Source organism: Stenotrophomonas sp. ASS1, from assembly GCF_004346925.1.
GTDB classification, from domain to species: Bacteria; Pseudomonadota; Gammaproteobacteria; order Xanthomonadales; family Xanthomonadaceae; genus Stenotrophomonas; species Stenotrophomonas maltophilia_A.
The window spans coordinates 2,307,860-2,322,640 of record NZ_CP031167.1 but is presented as its reverse complement, the minus strand read 5'-3'; the positions used below and the strand labels follow the sequence as shown (position 1 = coordinate 2,322,640).

Annotated in this window: 13 protein-coding genes; 5 read left to right on the top strand and 8 right to left on the bottom strand. The window is 65.6% G+C overall.

The genetic code is table 11. The annotated features are described in order from the left end of the window. Positions 1-108: 108 nt before the first annotated feature. Positions 109-783: a response regulator transcription factor gene (locus MG068_RS10910; protein ID WP_132810160.1), complete on the top strand. Its 675-nt coding sequence runs from the start codon at positions 109-111 to the stop codon at positions 781-783. Between the two features lie 4 nt (positions 784-787). On the opposite strand, the gene MG068_RS10905 is transcribed toward MG068_RS10910, so the two are convergent. Genes MG068_RS10905 through MG068_RS10890 form a run of 4 tightly spaced genes read right to left on the bottom strand, consistent with a single transcriptional unit; the run spans position 788 to position 7,700 of the window. Continuing rightward, the gene (locus MG068_RS10905; protein WP_132810159.1) at positions 788-4,117 is read right to left on the bottom strand and encodes a hybrid sensor histidine kinase/response regulator; all 3,330 of its coding nucleotides are present in this window, start codon (positions 4,115-4,117) and stop codon (positions 788-790) included. A 36-nt stretch (positions 4,118-4,153) separates the two neighbouring features. Beyond that, positions 4,154-4,630 carry a MaoC family dehydratase gene (locus MG068_RS10900; RefSeq protein WP_132810158.1) on the bottom strand — a complete coding sequence of 159 codons (477 nt, stop codon included), beginning with the start codon at positions 4,628-4,630 and terminating at the stop codon, positions 4,154-4,156. Beyond that, complete coding sequence (locus tag MG068_RS10895) at positions 4,627-5,505, bottom strand: alpha/beta fold hydrolase (RefSeq protein ID WP_132810157.1); 879 nt, start codon at positions 5,503-5,505, stop codon at positions 4,627-4,629. The genes MG068_RS10900 and MG068_RS10895 overlap by 4 nt, the downstream gene beginning before the upstream one ends. A gap of 32 nt (positions 5,506-5,537) precedes the next feature. Then, positions 5,538-7,700 (bottom strand): TonB-dependent receptor, encoded by a 2,163-nt coding sequence (locus tag MG068_RS10890; protein ID WP_132811137.1) that lies wholly within the window; start codon positions 7,698-7,700, stop codon positions 5,538-5,540. Positions 7,701-7,921: 221 nt separating this feature from the next. On the opposite strand from MG068_RS10890, the gene MG068_RS10885 reads away from it, so the two are divergent. Then, a complete protein-coding gene (locus MG068_RS10885; protein WP_132810156.1) occupies positions 7,922-8,926 on the top strand; it encodes an extracellular catalytic domain type 1 short-chain-length polyhydroxyalkanoate depolymerase in 1,005 nt (334 codons plus the stop codon). Positions 8,927-8,984: 58 nt separating this feature from the next. Here the strand turns inward: MG068_RS10885 and MG068_RS10880 are convergent, their stop codons facing one another. The 3 genes from MG068_RS10880 to MG068_RS10875 all read right to left on the bottom strand — a co-directional run bounded on the left by MG068_RS10880 (position 8,985) and on the right by MG068_RS10875 (position 11,072). Next, complete coding sequence (locus MG068_RS10880) at positions 8,985-9,839, bottom strand: AraC family transcriptional regulator (protein WP_107431947.1); 855 nt, start codon at positions 9,837-9,839, stop codon at positions 8,985-8,987. Positions 9,840-9,884: 45 nt separating this feature from the next. After that, positions 9,885-10,007 carry a hypothetical protein gene (locus tag MG068_RS21270; protein ID WP_256200927.1) on the bottom strand — a complete coding sequence of 41 codons (123 nt, stop codon included), beginning with the start codon at positions 10,005-10,007 and terminating at the stop codon, positions 9,885-9,887. Positions 10,008-10,145: 138 nt separating this feature from the next. Then, complete coding sequence (locus MG068_RS10875) at positions 10,146-11,072, bottom strand: hypothetical protein (RefSeq protein WP_071228293.1); 927 nt, start codon at positions 11,070-11,072, stop codon at positions 10,146-10,148. Positions 11,073-11,277: 205 nt separating this feature from the next. Here MG068_RS10875 and MG068_RS21080 point away from each other — a divergent pair, with 205 nt between their 5' ends. From MG068_RS21080 to MG068_RS10865, 3 genes are all read left to right on the top strand, one after another. Beyond that, complete coding sequence (locus MG068_RS21080) at positions 11,278-11,439, top strand: hypothetical protein (protein WP_162292259.1); 162 nt, start codon at positions 11,278-11,280, stop codon at positions 11,437-11,439. A 75-nt stretch (positions 11,440-11,514) separates the two neighbouring features. Next, positions 11,515-12,216 (top strand): lasso peptide biosynthesis B2 protein, encoded by a 702-nt coding sequence (locus tag MG068_RS10870; RefSeq protein ID WP_071228292.1) that lies wholly within the window; start codon positions 11,515-11,517, stop codon positions 12,214-12,216. An 11-nt stretch (positions 12,217-12,227) separates the two neighbouring features. After that, positions 12,228-14,069 carry an asparagine synthase-related protein gene (locus tag MG068_RS10865; protein WP_132810155.1) on the top strand — a complete coding sequence of 614 codons (1,842 nt, stop codon included), beginning with the start codon at positions 12,228-12,230 and terminating at the stop codon, positions 14,067-14,069. On the opposite strand, the gene MG068_RS10860 is transcribed toward MG068_RS10865, so the two are convergent. Beyond that, positions 14,066-14,776, bottom strand: a complete 711-nt coding sequence (locus MG068_RS10860; protein ID WP_132810154.1) for an ABC transporter ATP-binding protein — start codon at positions 14,774-14,776, stop codon at positions 14,066-14,068. The two genes, MG068_RS10865 and MG068_RS10860, sit on opposite strands and share 4 nt — an antisense overlap. Positions 14,777-14,781 lie beyond the last annotated feature (5 nt).

Here is a 14,781-nt window from a genome sequence, read left to right as displayed (position 1 = left end):
TTGCGGTCGCCGGCCTTCTCCGCACCACACTAGCAAGCCCTTCCTGCTGCACCAGCGTACCTAGGTACCTGTTCCCACGCGCACCCGATTTGATAATCTCGCCCGGACATGCCCACCCTGCTCATCGCCGACGATCACCCTTTGTTCCGCGCGGCACTGCATCGCGCGGCGGAAGAGGCGGTCGCCGATCTGCAGATCAGCGAAGCTGATTCGCTGGACAGCGTGCTGGAGGTGATCGAGAACCAGTCGATCGATCTGATGCTGCTGGACCTGCACATGCCGGGCAACCACGGACTTGCCGGGCTGGCCACGATCCGTGCGTTGCAGCCGGGCCTGGCGATCATCATCGTCTCCGCCAACGAGGAGCCGCAGGTGATCCGGCGTGCCATCGACCTTGGCGCCGCGGGCTATCTGCCCAAGAGCTCGGGTTTGAACGAGCTGCAGTCCGCGCTGCAGTCCGTGCTGGAGGGCGAGCGCTGGATCCCGGCGCTGCTGCGCGAACCGGTGGCACGGGTGGCGACGTTCAGCAGGGATGCCGACCTGGCCGCACGCCTGGCCAGCCTGTCGGCACATCAGTACAAGGTGCTGGGCCTGGTGGCCGAGGGCCTGCTCAACAAGCAGATTGCCGACCGGCTGGGCGTACAGCTGCGCACGGTCAAGGCGCACATGACACGCATCATGGAGCGGCTGGGCGTGCGCAACCGCGCGCAGGCCATCCGCGTGTTGCACGAAATGGGATTGGCCGATCCGTCCCGGCAGATCGAAGCGCTGCCCGAGCCCTGAGCGGTCAGTGCGTGGCAGTGGCCGCCAGCAGGTGGTTGATCGCCCAGCGCAGCGCCAACGGCTTGAACGGCTTGTTGAGCAGGGACAGCCCAGCGCCGCGCACCGCCTCGCGTGTATCGCTGCCGGTATCCGCACTGAGGATCACCGTCGGCCGCTGTCCATGCATGTCCGCAAGCCGCTGCCACAGCGCAACACCGGTATCGCCGTCATCCAGGTGATAGTCGAACAGCCACAGCGCCGCCTCGTGCGCTGAGGGCCCGATGGCATCGGCGCTGCCTGCCGCGATGACGTCGCAGCCCCAGGAAAGCAGCAGTTGCCGCATCGCCTCCAGCGCGTCCGGGTCGTTGTCCACTACCAGTATGCGGATACCCTTGAGGGCGTTGCTGCCACCCGTCGGTGCCGGACTGCGCGGGGTCACTGGCGGTGCTGCGCGTTGCACGCTGATCGAGAAGGCCGAGCCGTGCCCGGGCACGCTGCGCAGGTGCAAGGGTGCATGCAGCAGATCGGCGATGCGGTGGGCGATGGTCAAGCCCAGTCCCAGTCCCTGGCCGTTGCTGCGGTCGACCCGGTGGAATTCCTCGAACACCACCGCCTGCTGCTCCGGAGCAATGCCGGGGCCGGTGTCATGCACGCCGATCATCAGTGCCTGCCCCTGGCGGCGCACACCCAGCAACACACCGCCATGGCGGGTGTAACGAATGGCATTGGCCAGGAAGTTCTGCAGCACCCGGCGCAGCAGCAGGGGGTCGCTATGGACCCAGGCCTGGCTCCGTACATGGCGGAACTGCAGGCCGCGCGCCGCCGCCAGTACCGCGAACTCCTGCGCGAGCGGATCCAGGACGGTCGACAGCGCGAAGGGGCGCGGATCGGCGACCAGCCCGCCCGCCTCAAGACGGGAGATATCCAGCAGCCCGGACAGCAGGTCGTCGGTGGAGTCCAGCGCACCACGGATCTGGCGCAGGAAACTGTCGAGGAACTCCGATTCGATGTGCTGCGACATCGCATCGGTCAACAGCTGTGCCGCATGCAGCGGCTGGATCAGGTCGTGGCCGACCGCCGTCAGGAAGCGTGTCTTGGCAACGTTCGCGCGCTCGGCTTCGTGCACTGCCTGTTCCAGCCGTGCGGTGCGGTCCTGTACGCGGCGCTCCAGGGTTTCATTGCTGCGCTTGAGCGCTTCCTCGGCGCGGCGGAAGGCGGTGACGTCGGTGAAGGTGGCCACGTAGCCACCGCCGGGCATTGGATTGCCACGGATCTCGACGATGGTGTTGTCGGGGAAGATCCGTTCGGACAGATGCGGCGTGCCACGCCGCATGTGTGCGACGCGACGCTGCAAAGCCTTGTCGCGAGTGTCACCAGGGCCGTCGCCGATCTTCAGTTCGGCCAGCGCCCACGCTGTCAGATTGACCACCGGCTGCCCGACCTGCAGCAACTCGGGCGGAAACTTGAACAACGCGGCGTAGCGGCTGTTCCAGGCCACCAGCTGCAGCTGCGCGTCGACCACGCTGATGCCCTGGCTCATGTTTTCCAGCGCCGCTTCCAGCAGGCGCTGGTTGAAGCGCAGCGCCTGGGTGGCTTCGCCTACAGCACGGGTTACCGCATCCAAGGGCGCGGCACCGCCATCGCGAGCGGCCTCCACCAGCAGGCGCGCCATGCCCGCGCCGACCACGGCGCTCAGTTCGCGTTCGATGGTGATGACCCGGTCGTCGTCCAGCAGCTGCCCGGCATGCCCATCCATCAGTTGCCGGGCCCGCTCCTGGCCGAGGAAGCGTCCGGCCGTCCTGCGCAGCGAGGCTGCCGCCACCGCATCCCGTCGTCGCGGCAACGAGGGACGCACCGCGCGCGACACCAGCGCAACCGTCAGCAGGTTGACCGCCAGACTGGCGCCCATGCTGATGGCGATATGGCCCGATTGCAGGCGCAGCGAGACCACGGACAGCCAGTGCAGGTCATCGGGCCCCGAGGCGGGGGGCGTGGCAGGGATCACCATCGGCAGCAGCACCAGCCACAGCCAGGCCAACGACCCCAGCACGATGCCGGCGATGATGGCCGGAGAGGGCGTGCGCGGGCGATACACCGCCAGCAGGACCGCCGGCGCCAGCTGCGAGAGGGCGGTGAAGGACATCAGGCCGAAATCGCTGAGTGCCTCGGTGTCGCTCATCGCCCGGCTGTACAGCCACGACATCAGGAACACGGCGAGGATGCCGGCACGGCGGAAGGCCAGCACGCGTGGACGCAGGTCGGCCGCCGTGGCACCGCCGGCTATGCCGTCCAGCAACCGTGAGCCGAAGCCATGGTTGCCGAGCATGATCGACAGGGTCAGCCCGGACAGGATCATCATGCCGGTGGCGGCGCTCAGGCTGCCCAGATAGGCCAGCAAGGCCAGCAGGTGGTGGTCACCGGCCTGCGGCAGCGCCAGCACGTACAGGTCAGGCGACACCGATGCGGGCAGCTGCGCGGCACCGGCCAGCGCCATCGGCACCGACGGCAGCCCGATCAGCAGCAGGTAGACCGGGAACAACCAGCGTGCCGTCTTCAGGTCCGAGGTCTGGCGCAGTTCGACCACGCCGACATGGAACTGGTGCGGCAGGGTGAACGCGGAGATCGCGCCCAGCGCGACCATGGTCAGATAGTCCGGCATGATGGCCGGTGGCGGCAGCTGCGCCATCTTTTCCAGCAGCGGCGTGCCCGCCTGGCGCACCGACAGCGCCGCATAGAGGCCAATGGCGAGCAGCGCCACCAGCTTCAACACCGACTCCAGCCCCAGGGCGACCACAATGCCACGATTGGGCTCGGTGGCCGATGCCTTGCGTGCACCGAACAGCAGGGTGAACGCGGCCATCGTCAGCGCGAACCAGAACGACATGTCCAGCTGCGCGGCAGCAGGCGCGAAACGATCGCCCAGCAGCGCGCCCAAGCCCTGACTGACAGCCTTCAACTGCAGGGCGATGTAGGGAATGATGCCGAACAGTGCCACCAGAGTGATGGTGAAGCCGAGGCCGCGATCGGCACGCAGTCGTGCGACGACCAGATCAGCGATGGTGGCACTGTTGTGCTGCTTGGCCAGCCGCCCCAGGCGGAGCAGGAACGGCAGGCCGAAGGCAAAGATCAACGCCATGCCGGCCAGGGTGGGTGGAATGGGGAAGCCCCATTGCAGCCCCTGCGAGGCCGCGCCGTAGTAGGTCCACGCGGTGCAGTGCACGGCCAGCGACAGCGCATAGATGAGCGGCCATGCCTTCGAAAGCCGGTGCCCCCGGCGCTCACCCCACAGCGCCACGCCAAACAGCAGTGCGGTCCATGCAATGCAGGCGAAGAGGACGATGGAGGGCGTCAACATCGCTCCAGTGTAGGGAGAGAGCCGGGCAGGGTGGTGCTAGGGGACGACCACGATCAGTGACAGCTGCTCAGCAACCAGTGCCAGCTCGCCATCGGCAACCCGCTCGACGGCCTTGCGCTGGGTCAGCAGCCACTGGCCGGGCTGGCGCGCCTCCAGTGACACCAGCTGCGAGCGTACCCGCACCCCCGACCCGCTGGGTACCGGCGCCAGGAAGCGGACCTTGTTGAGGCCGTAGTTGAGCACATGGGCGATGCCGGGGAAGCCGGTGAGGGCGACCACATCGTCCTGCACGGTGAGCGAGAGCAGCAGGAAACCGTGCGCGATGGTCTGCCCGCCCGGCAGCTGCGTCTGCGCGCGGCCTGGATCGACGTGGATCCAGTTGTGGTCGCCGGTGGCGTCGGCAAAGGCATCGATGCGCGCCTGGTCCACGTGGGTCACGCCACTCACCCGCTCGCTGGCCGCCCACTGCTGCAACGCCTGCAGCGCGGGAGGCAGATTGCTCTCCGCACTCACGCCACACGCTCCAGCAAGGTCAGGATCGCATCACGTGCCTCTGGCTCGGACAGCATCGGAGCGTGCCCCACATCCGGCACTTCCACCAGGCGGGCACTTTCCGAGGTGGCCGCCATCTGCCGCGCGACATCGGCCGGCAGGATGTCGGACAGCGCACCGCGCACCACCAGTACCGGCACGCGTGCGGTCAGCCCACGAACCGCACGCCACAGCAGGGGACGCAACAGCCACAGCAGCCATGGCCGGGTGGTTCGGATCACTGCCGGGTCGTAGTCCAGTTCCAGCAGGCCATCGCTGCGCGGGCGGAAGGTGCGCACCGCCATCTGCCGCCAGTCGTCGGTGCTGAAGCGCGGGAACGCGGCCTTGCCGATGGATTCCACGTAGGCCGTGGCCTGCAACAGGTCCATCGGCGGTACCGGCTTGCCGGCGTACTTGCCGATCCGTGCCAGCGCCTCACGCGGCACCCTGGGGCCGGCATCGTTGAGCACTGCGCCCGCGATCCGCTCCGGCGCGCGCGAGGCGAGGGTGATGGTCACCAGCACGCCCAATGAGGTGCCGACGAACACCGCCTTGTCGATGTTCTGCGCGCGCAGCAGCGCGACCATGTCGTCGGCGTAGGTGCGCGGGTTGTAGCTGGACGGATCGTGCGCACGTTCTGAACCGGCGCGGCCACGCAGGTCGACGGCGATCACGCGCCATCCCTGGGCGGTGAGTGTTTCGGCCAGTGCGTCGAAATCGGCACCATTGCGGGTCAGGCCGGGAATGCAGACCACGGTGCCGCGGGGCACCTGCCGGGCGTCCGCTGCATGGTCGCGCGCGTGCAGGCGCAGGCCATCGTCGCTGTTCCAGTACAGGTCGTCGTAAGACTGCGTCATGCAGAAGCTTCCTGGAGATCGTAACGGATGCGCTAGAAATCGTAACGGACGCTGAGGCTATATTGGCGTGGCGGACCATAGAAGCCAATCAGCGTGCCGACCGCCGGGATGTTGTAGCCGGTGGTGCGGTATTCCTTGTCGGCCAGGTTGGTGCCCTGCAGCGAGAAGGTCCACGCATCATCCAGGCGCCAGATGACGCCGGCATTGACCAGCCCGTAACCCTGCTGGCGGATCACCGGACTGAGATCAGTGGTCGGCCACACTTCGCTCTGATAGCTGTAGCTCACCCGCGCTGACAGGTTGCTGCCGTTGGCCAGCTCGGTGCGGTATTCCACGTTGAACGCACCGGAGAATTCCGGTGAATTGGTGAACTTCATCTGCCTGGCCACATTGACGCCACGATCCATGTACTCGTCGTACTTGGTATCCAGCCACGCCAGGTTGCCGGAAATCAGCCAGTGCTGGCTGGGCAGGTACTGGTACTCGACTTCCAGGCCTTTGACCGTACCTGCGCCGGCATTGGTGAAATCACCGAAGAAGGAGTCATCGACGCCATCGCCATTGGTATCCAGGCCGGTGAACACCGACAACTGGATGTCCTTGTACTTGTTGTAGAAGGCCGACAGATTGAGGAACAGGCGCTGGTCGAGGAAGGCCATCTTGCTGCCGACCTCGTAGCTGTCCACGGTCTCGTCATCGAACGGTTCGGCCGAGCGCGGCACGGCCACCGCGTTGGCGCGGATGTTGTAGCCACCGGACTTGAAGCCACGCGTGGCCAGGCCGTAGACCATGATGTCCGGAGTGATCTGGTAGTCCAGCGAGACCTTGGGCGAGACGTTCTTGAAGTTGGTCTTCTTGTCGAAGTCCGCGGTCACCGCCACCGGCCGGCTGAAACCCGGGTCGGCGTACAGGCGGTTCAGCACGATCGCGCGCTTGTCCTCGTCGGTGTAACGGGCGCCTACATCCAGCTTGAGTTTGCTGGTCAGGTCGAAGGTCCAGTCCGCGTACAGCGCGATGCTGTCGGTCAACACCTTGCCCTGGTTGTCGGCGAACTGCGCACTGAAGTAGTTGTTCTGGATCTGGCCGCCAGCCTCGCCACTGAACTGGTACAGGCCGACCACACCGCGCACCCGGCCGCCGGCATCGTAGTTCAATTGCACTTCGTTGCTGACCTGGTCGTCGTGATAGGTGCCACCCACGTCGGCCAGCTTGACCGGCGCGGTATCGAAGTCGATGTTGGCCTCGCTGTCCGATTCACGCTTGGCGACCACGTACTTCAGTGCAATGTCCTCGTTCGGCCGCCAGTTCACCGTGGCCGAGGCACCCTTGCTCTCCACGTTGTTGAGATTGCGCATGCCCGAGCGGATGTCGTAGCGGCTGTCCATCGGTGGATAGGCGCGCAGGAACGGATTGGGCGCCAGCATCTTCGAGCCGCGCATGCCGGACTGATCGTCGATCCAGTCCAGTGCGAACTGCACGTCGAAGTCATCGCCCGCGTACGCGCCCAGGTTCAGGCGTGCCGCGTTGATCTGCTTGTCACTGACCGGCTGGCCGTTGAAGGTGTTCTCGCCAAACCCGTCGTGGTTCATGCTGGCCACCGCCACGCGGGCGCGCAGGCCACTGTCGGCACCACCAATCGGGCCGCCGATGGCCGCTTTTGCATCCAGCTGGCTGTAGTTGCCCACGGTGATCTGGGCGAAGCCCTCGGTCTGGGTGGGCAGGCCGCGCGAGATGTACTTGATCGCGCCGCCGATGGTGTTCTTGCCGTAGAGCGTGCCCTGCGGGCCGCGCAGCACCTCGATGCGCGAGACATCGAACACATCCAGCAGCGCACCCTGCGGGCGTGCGATGTAGACGTCATCCAGGTAGATGCCTACACCCGGATCGGCGCCCCAGGTGGGATCGGACTGGCCGATGCCGCGGATGTAGGCGGTGACCGTGCTGCTGGCGCCGCGCGCCGCGTAGATGGTCAGGTTGGGCACCTGCGCGTCCAGGTCGCTGATGTCCTGGACATTCATCTTGTCCAGCGCCTCCGAGGTAAAGGCGGTGACTGCCACCGGCACTTCCTGCAAGGTTTCCTCACGCTTGCGCGCGGTAACCTTGATGCTGTCCAGGTTGGTCGGCGAAGCGGATCTGCCTGCCGTCGGTGATTCCTGTGCCAGTACCGGCCCCGTGGCCAGCAGCGCGCCGATCATGAGACTCAAACAATTCCGTTTCATTCGGTCCTCCCCCAGGCATGAGCGTGCGGATGGCCCATTGCCACCCCTGCAGCCAAGGCTAGCGGTGTCACGGGCCAGCAGCGAGTGGACCTAGGTCCAGTCGGCAGCGGCCGGTGGATGCGGATACTGGGCGCGCCCCCAACCGGAAGCGGTCCCCGGTACTCCTTCATCCACGACTCACGCACGAGGATCAGGTCATGAAATCCGGAATCGATTCGATCAAGGCGGTACTGCTGGTGTTGTGCAGCTGGCTGGCGATGGCGGGCAGCGCGCTTGCCGCTGGCCCGGCCGGGCATTGGGATATCGGCCTGTACGGCAATCTGTTCGGCGCCCGCGAGTACCAGATATGGGTGCCGGCCGGCTATGACGACAGCCGGCCGCTGCCGCTGCTGCTGGTGCTGCATGGCTGTGTGACCGGGCCGAACCTGATGGGCGAGGCGTCAGGCTTCAATGATGTGGCCGACACGGAGGGGTTCATCGTGGTCTACCCCCGGCAGAACGTCACCTCCAATCCGGCCCGCTGCTGGAACTGGCAGCTGCCGATCAACCAGGCCCGCGACAGCGGCGAAGCATCGATCCTGGCCGGCATCGTGGACAAGGTGAAAGCGGGCTACAGCGTGGATCCGCACCGGGTCTATGTCACCGGCATTTCCGCGGGCGGCGCGATGACCTCGATCATGCTGGCCTGCTATTCGGATGTGTTCGCTGCCGGCGCCATCCATTCCGGTGGCATGTTCAAGGGTGCGACCACGATTTCCGGTAGCGCCTATGCGTTGCTGGCCGGCAGCATCTATTCGCCGGACAGCAATGGCCGTCTGGCCTGGCAGTGCTCGGGATCGCCGTCGCCGCGACCGCTGCCGGTGCTGGTGTTCCATGGCAGCGCCGATCTCACCGTCAATCCGGTGAACGGCCAGCAGGCGGTGCGCCAGTTCCTGCAGACCAATGATCTGGCCGACGACGGCCTGGACAACGACTCGGTGAAGTACCTGCCGACCAGCACCTATCACGGCCAGGTGCCGGGTGGACGTGCGTATACGGTGGATACCTACGCCTACGGTGGCAGGACGCTGGTGCAGCACTATGTTGTGCAGGGCATGGGCCATGCCTGGAGCGGCAGCCAGTCCGGCCTGCCGTTCACCGACCCGAAGGGACCGGATGCCACGCTGATCACGTGGTTGTTCCTGAAGGATCAGCAGCGCTGAGTGATCGCTGCGCCCGGGCGCAGCCTGGGCGTGCCCTTGCCAGCCGCCGGGCGCACGATCAACCGCAGGCGGGCCACGCCCGCGGTTGATCGCCTGCGTCGGGCGCCTGCAGCCAGGCCCCGCGTTCGGCGAGGAAGCGCTTGGGCGGGGCGCCGACCGCCTTGCGGAACATGGTCACGAAGGCGCCAGCGCTGTCGTAGCCAAGGTCATCGGCAATGGACTGCACCGTCCTGCCCCTTGCCAGCATCGGCAGGGCAACCATCACATGCATCTGCCGCCGCCAGCGCCTCACGCTCAATCCGGTTTCAGCGCAGAACAGGCGGGACATGTTGCGCTCGCTCATTCCAATCCGGCCGGCCCACAGGTCGAGCGTTGCGCGCTCGGCCGGTGCAGCCAGCATGGCATTGGCCAGGGTGCGCAGTCGCGGCTCGGAAGGCATGGGCAGGTGAAGCCACTCCGGCGGCGCCGCAGCAAGCTCATCCAGCAGCACGGTCATCAGCCGGGCATGGGCGCTGCCGTCCTCGTACTGCAGCGGCAGGCGTGCGGTGCGTTGCAGCAGGGCATGCATGAACGGGGTGATCGCCATCGCGAAGCAGTGGGCTGGCAATCCCGGAACCGCCTCGGGATCAATGAACACGACGAACCCATGGGGTTTTCCGCTGCTGCTGGCGCGGTGGGTCAACCCGCCGGGAATCCAGATCGCCCCCTGCGGCGGCACCACCCACAGGCCGGCTGGCGACTCTAGCGTGATCAGGCCATGCGTGGCCACCAGCAGCTGCGCTTTCCGATGCGAATGAAAGTCCATTTCCCACGCATCCGGGATCGGGTCCAGTTCGAACACCATGACCGTCTGCGCGACCCGATCCGGGTAATCGGCGCCCACGTCATTGCGCCCGGCAACCGCCTTGGTCACGCCTGCACCTGCGCAACCCTGGTCGGCCGGGCGCCACAGCGTGCCTCACTCCTCATCACGGGCCTGCCCGGGTTCATGTCGGTGCCAGACGCAGATGAATCCCATCAGGACGTGAATGATGGGCAGACTGCTGTGTGTTGCTTCAGTGGCGGGGGCGGTGTCATTCATGCGGGCATCCTCTGGAACCGAGGAGGGGAAGCGTATTCGGCGGGCCGGAGACCGTCATTCGACAGTTCCGCCAGGTGATTCACCAATCCGGCCATCTCTGTCGACGTGGCCCCAGGGAAGGGAGGGTTCGGCCCAGGATTACAGCGCCGGAACCGCGATCCTCTGCAGGTCGAGCGTGGCCCGCAGGGCGTAGTGCTTGCGGGTGACCGGCACGACGCAGGTCAGGCGGGGATCGACATAGTCCTTGAACAGCGGCGGACGCGGGGAAGACAGGTAGAACCCGCGATCCTGCTTGACCGCCGCCGGCAGCAGAACCTCGCTGAGGTCGCTGTCGGAGGCATCGGTGACGAGGCAGGGCGCATGGCGGAACCCGAGCCGGCGCAGCAGGTACAGGCGATGGGAGCCATTGGTCAGCACCATGCGCCTGCCGAACCGGGTGGCGCTGATCAGGTTGTCACTGAAACCCAGATAGATGACGACGGCGTGGCTGGCTGCGCCGAACGGCTCGTAGTCGGCGATGGCAGCCGGATCGAGGGTCGCCACATCGAGGAAGCGCAGGTCGTTCGAGGTGGACGCGAAGGTGTAGCTGCCATCGGACTGGGTGAAGCGCACTTCCGGATGTGCATGGCTGCCGCTGCGCGCGACAAGCTGCATGACCTCCTGCGCGCTGGGCGAGGCGGTCAGGGATGCCGCCAACTGATCGATGTGACGCAGGTTGATGCACTCCTGGAAGATCACCAGTCGATCGATCTCGACCATCTGCCAACTGCGTGGCAGAACACTCGTCATCCGGTGCATCGAGGGTTGTCGCAGCGCCTGCTCAGCCAGCGGCAGCATCTCATCCGGCAACGCATGGACATTGATGGCTTCGGCCTCACCGGCTTCCTCCTGCTGTAACTTGGGCACCTCGGCACGTGCCGTCCGCCATTCCTCCACCAGCGCAGCCTCGTCGAAGCGTCCCGGTGGGCAACGCTCCCGTACAAAGCGGATGAACTTCGGCAGGGGAAACATCCCCTTCAGCAGAAGCGTGGGATCCAGGCCGTCGTCTCTGATCTCGCTGCTCATCCCTCTCGCCTCTCGTAGGTCATATCGACAACGGGCCACTGGCGTCATTCGTCACGCCAAAATAATATGTTATATCGTAACATATGGGTGCCTTGGCGGCAATCGCCCTGCAATGTCGCGGCGATGGTGGCTTGGCTGCTCCGTATCCAATGCAACGCGATCCAACGCAATGCGCGGGTACATCCACTGACGATAGGAGATGTTCATGAACGAGCTGATTGAGCTGGGTGTAGTGGCAGGACAGCAGAACCCTGAGGATCAGGGCATGGGTGGCGAACTGATCGAGCTGGGCTCGGTGGTTTCGGAAACGAAGGCGCACAACCACGGCACGTTGTGGGATGGCGTGTTCCCGACCACGTCGCCCTGATCTACCGCGCAATGTCGCATCTGCGGTGCATGCCCTGCATGCACCGCTTCTCCGGTTCCGGCGCAGGAGCGCATGATGGAGCAGGCTGCCGCCCCGTATTTCCTGTCAAAGCACGCCCACGTCTGTGTCACCGGCGATGCGATGGTGATTCTGGACCAGGCCACGGGAAAGTATCTTTCCCTTGAAAAACGCGGCGCCGCAGGCCTTGGCAAGCTCGTTCTCGATTGGCCCCTGCAGTCCGATGACGCAAGCACGCCAAGGCTTCTGCAGGCCTTGATCGACCGCCGCCTGATCACCGCGGATCCGCAGCAGGGGAAATCCGCTGCCAGCCCTGCTATTGCGCTGCCTCGGTACTGGGCGCGCGAAGGCGCGCCGCGAGGCCGTCCGCCCATCATGGCGCGCGACCTGCGTCGATTCATCGCCTCGTGCGCCTATGCCGCCTGCAGCAGAACGTTCCTTCCTTTCAGTTCCACGGTGTCGGCCGTGCGCCGTCGGGCGGATCGCGGCCACAGCCGGCCGGTAAGCGCTGAAGAACTGGCCCTGCGGGTGCGGGTGTTCGACTGGCTTCGACCCCTGGCCTTCAGGAAAACCGATGAGTGCTTTCTCTACTGCCTGGCGATGCGCGGATTCCTGTCGAACTACGGCATCGTTCCGGCCTGGGTGTTCGCCGTCAGAACCCAGCCGTTCGCCGCGCATTGCTGGCTGCAGTATGGCGATCAGGTGCTGACCGACATTCCCTTCAACCTGCGCCGGATGGTTCCCATCCTGGTGCTGTAACGAAACCTGCCATGTACCGATACCTCGCCGTGCTCTGGAACACCCACTCGGAATCCGCGACAGCGCAGGCGGAACGGATCGTGGAAAGGATCGGCGCCAGGCTGCCCGGCATCGCCTGCGTGATGAACGGCAATGGCGCAGCGATCCATGCGCAGAGTGACAACCACGGCTATTTCGAATGCCGCCGTGCGAACTCCCTGGTAGTACTCGGCAAGCTGTTCCACAAGGATTTCGGCGCAGGCACCGTGCCTGGGTGCGCTAACCTGGATGCCGAAACAGCGGACGACGCCTGCAGCAGCCAGGGCCGCAGCATCGTCGAACGGTGCTGGGGCCGCTACGTGGCGCTGGGCTTCCAGCAGGAAACTTCGAGCTGGTTCGTCCTGCGCGATCCCACTGCGGAGATCCCGTGCTACATGACCACAGTGGGTCAGCTGACGCTGGTCTTCTCGAACATGGAAGACTGCCTGATGCTGGGCCTGCGCGATTTCAGCGTCGACTGGTCCTTCCTGTCGTACTCGCTGCTGTACCCGTTTCGTGATGGCCTGCAGACCGGCTTCGAGGAGGTCACGGCGGTCGAAGCGGGTGAAGCGGTTTCAATCCGCGATGGAGAGCCGGTGGGCCGGCACTGCCAGTGGGACGTGGTGCGGCTGGCCCGCGACGCGCCGATCGAGGATCTTCAGGAAGCCGTGTCGCTGGCGCGTTCCACGCTGCTGGGCTGCATCGGTGCACTGGCCAGCCCGCACCGGCGCATCCAGCTGCAGCTGTCAGGCGGGCTGGATTCCTCGATCATCCTGGCCGGCCTGTTGCAGGCGCCGTCGGCACCGGAGGTGACGTGTGTCCATCACTACGATGAGGGCATTGGCGCCGACGAACGGCTATTCGCGCGGATGGCAGTGCAAGGGGCCAGTGATTCCTCGGGCAGGCGTTGCGAATACATCGAGTACCGAAGGCAACCTCACTGCGCGCTGGAAGAGATCATGACCTTCCCGCGTACAGCCCGGCCGGCGCATTGTTCCGGCTATCTTCTCCACCGCCGTGACGTGGCCTTCGACGGTGACACCGTGCAGTTCACTGGCGTTGGCGGTGATGCGGTGTTCCTGCGTTTCAAGGGCAATGCCGCTGCGATCGACTACGCCTGGCGGCGCGGCATCGACCGGGATTTCTTCCGCGTCGCCTTCGAAACCGCGCAGTCCGGCGATTCACTGTACGGGGTGCTGAAGGATGCGATGGTCCATGGTCTGCTCAAGCGGCCAGGCAGCATCAATGGCCGTTGGGGCAAGCCCTGCCCATGGGTGCGGGTGGACCGCGCCGAACAGGATGGCCTGCAGCCGGCCTGGTTGCGGCATGCGCAGGCGCAGGGGCATCGCGTATCACCCTACAAGCTGGCCCATATCGGCCGCATGGTGTTTCCGACCAGCGTCCTTGATCCCTTCGAAGGTGCAGGCCACTGGCATGGCGTATCGCCGATCAGTGCGCAGCCGCTTGTCGAACTGTTCGCGCGCATTCCGCTGCACCTGCTCATCGCGGACGCGGAAGACCGCACCATCGCGCGGCGTGCAATGAAAGGCCTGTTGCCGGAGGTGCTGCTGTCGCGGAAGGTGAAATCCTATCTGGATGATCACTCCGTGGCGGTCACCCAGGGGCACCAGCAGTTCATCAGGAATCTTCTGGTCGATGGAATGCTGGCCAGGCGCGGCTATCTCGACAGCGCGCTGGCCGATGCCGGCATCCAGCAGGTCGGCCCGGACCACTCGTCGCAGGTGCTCGGCATCTTCGGCCCGCAGATCAACATCGAAGCGTGGCTGCGGCGCTGGTCCGGCCAACGTGGCGCGCAGGCGGCCGCCGTGGCCTAGGCGCTGCGGCTCATTTCTTCCAGGTACAGGCTCTCAAGATCGTTCGCGGTGATCGTGCTGGCATCCAGCGTTCTGCGCAGGCGGCCGGCCCGCATCAGGCCGATCGTGGTCGCCACCTCACGGGCACGGAACAGATCGTGGGTGGCCATCAGGATCGCTGTGCCGCGATCGCGTTCCCGCACGATCAACTCATGGAATTCGGCTGACGCCGTAGGGTCCAGGCCCGAGGTGGGTTCATCCAGAAACAGAGCCCTGGCTTCCTTGACGATGGCCAGTGCGATGCCGACCTTCTGCCGCATGCCCTTGGAATAAAGGCCCACGCGTCGCCCGAATGCGTCGGTCGCCAGCCCGGCCGATCTGAGCGCGTCCTTCAGCCGCGCCGGCGAGCGCTCCTCGACACCGGCCAGGCGGGCGAAGTAGTCCAGATTCTCGTAGCCGGTCAGCTCGTCGTACAGCGCCACGGTCTCGGGGATGTACAGCAGCCGCCGGCGTACCTCCTGCGGCTGCTGGTGCGCACTGAGACCGTCCACTTCGGCCGCACCGGAGGTGGGTTTCAGAAAGCCAAGGAACAGCTTGATGGTGGTCGACTTGCCGGCGCCGTTGGCGCCCAGCAGGCAGAAGATCTCGCCGGGCTTTACCTCGAAGCTGACGTCATCCAGCGCCCGATGTGCACCGTGTTCCATGACCAGGCTTTTTGCAGACAGCATGCGGA

Bases quoted from the DNA above. Each gene is read 5' to 3' on its own strand.
- MG068_RS10910 (WP_132810160.1), top strand. From the start codon at position 109: ATGCCCACCCTGCTCATCGCCGACGATCACCCTTTGTTCCGCGCGGCA.
- MG068_RS10895 (WP_132810157.1), bottom strand. From the start codon at position 5,505: ATGACGCAGTCTTACGACGACCTGTACTGGAACAGCGACGATGGCCTG.
- MG068_RS21270 (WP_256200927.1), bottom strand. From the start codon at position 10,007: ATGAATGACACCGCCCCCGCCACTGAAGCAACACACAGCAGTCTGCCC.
- MG068_RS10890 (WP_132811137.1), bottom strand. From the start codon at position 7,700: ATGATCGGCGCGCTGCTGGCCACGGGGCCGGTACTGGCACAGGAATCA.
- MG068_RS10870 (WP_071228292.1), top strand. From the start codon at position 11,515: ATGGAGCAGGCTGCCGCCCCGTATTTCCTGTCAAAGCACGCCCACGTC.
- MG068_RS10860 (WP_132810154.1), bottom strand. From the start codon at position 14,776: ATGCTGTCTGCAAAAAGCCTGGTCATGGAACACGGTGCACATCGGGCG.
- MG068_RS10875 (WP_071228293.1), bottom strand. From the start codon at position 11,072: ATGAGCAGCGAGATCAGAGACGACGGCCTGGATCCCACGCTTCTGCTG.
- MG068_RS10865 (WP_132810155.1), top strand. From the start codon at position 12,228: ATGTACCGATACCTCGCCGTGCTCTGGAACACCCACTCGGAATCCGCG.
- MG068_RS21080 (WP_162292259.1), top strand. From the start codon at position 11,278: ATGAACGAGCTGATTGAGCTGGGTGTAGTGGCAGGACAGCAGAACCCT.
- MG068_RS10905 (WP_132810159.1), bottom strand. From the start codon at position 4,117: ATGTTGACGCCCTCCATCGTCCTCTTCGCCTGCATTGCATGGACCGCA.
- MG068_RS10885 (WP_132810156.1), top strand. From the start codon at position 7,922: ATGAAATCCGGAATCGATTCGATCAAGGCGGTACTGCTGGTGTTGTGC.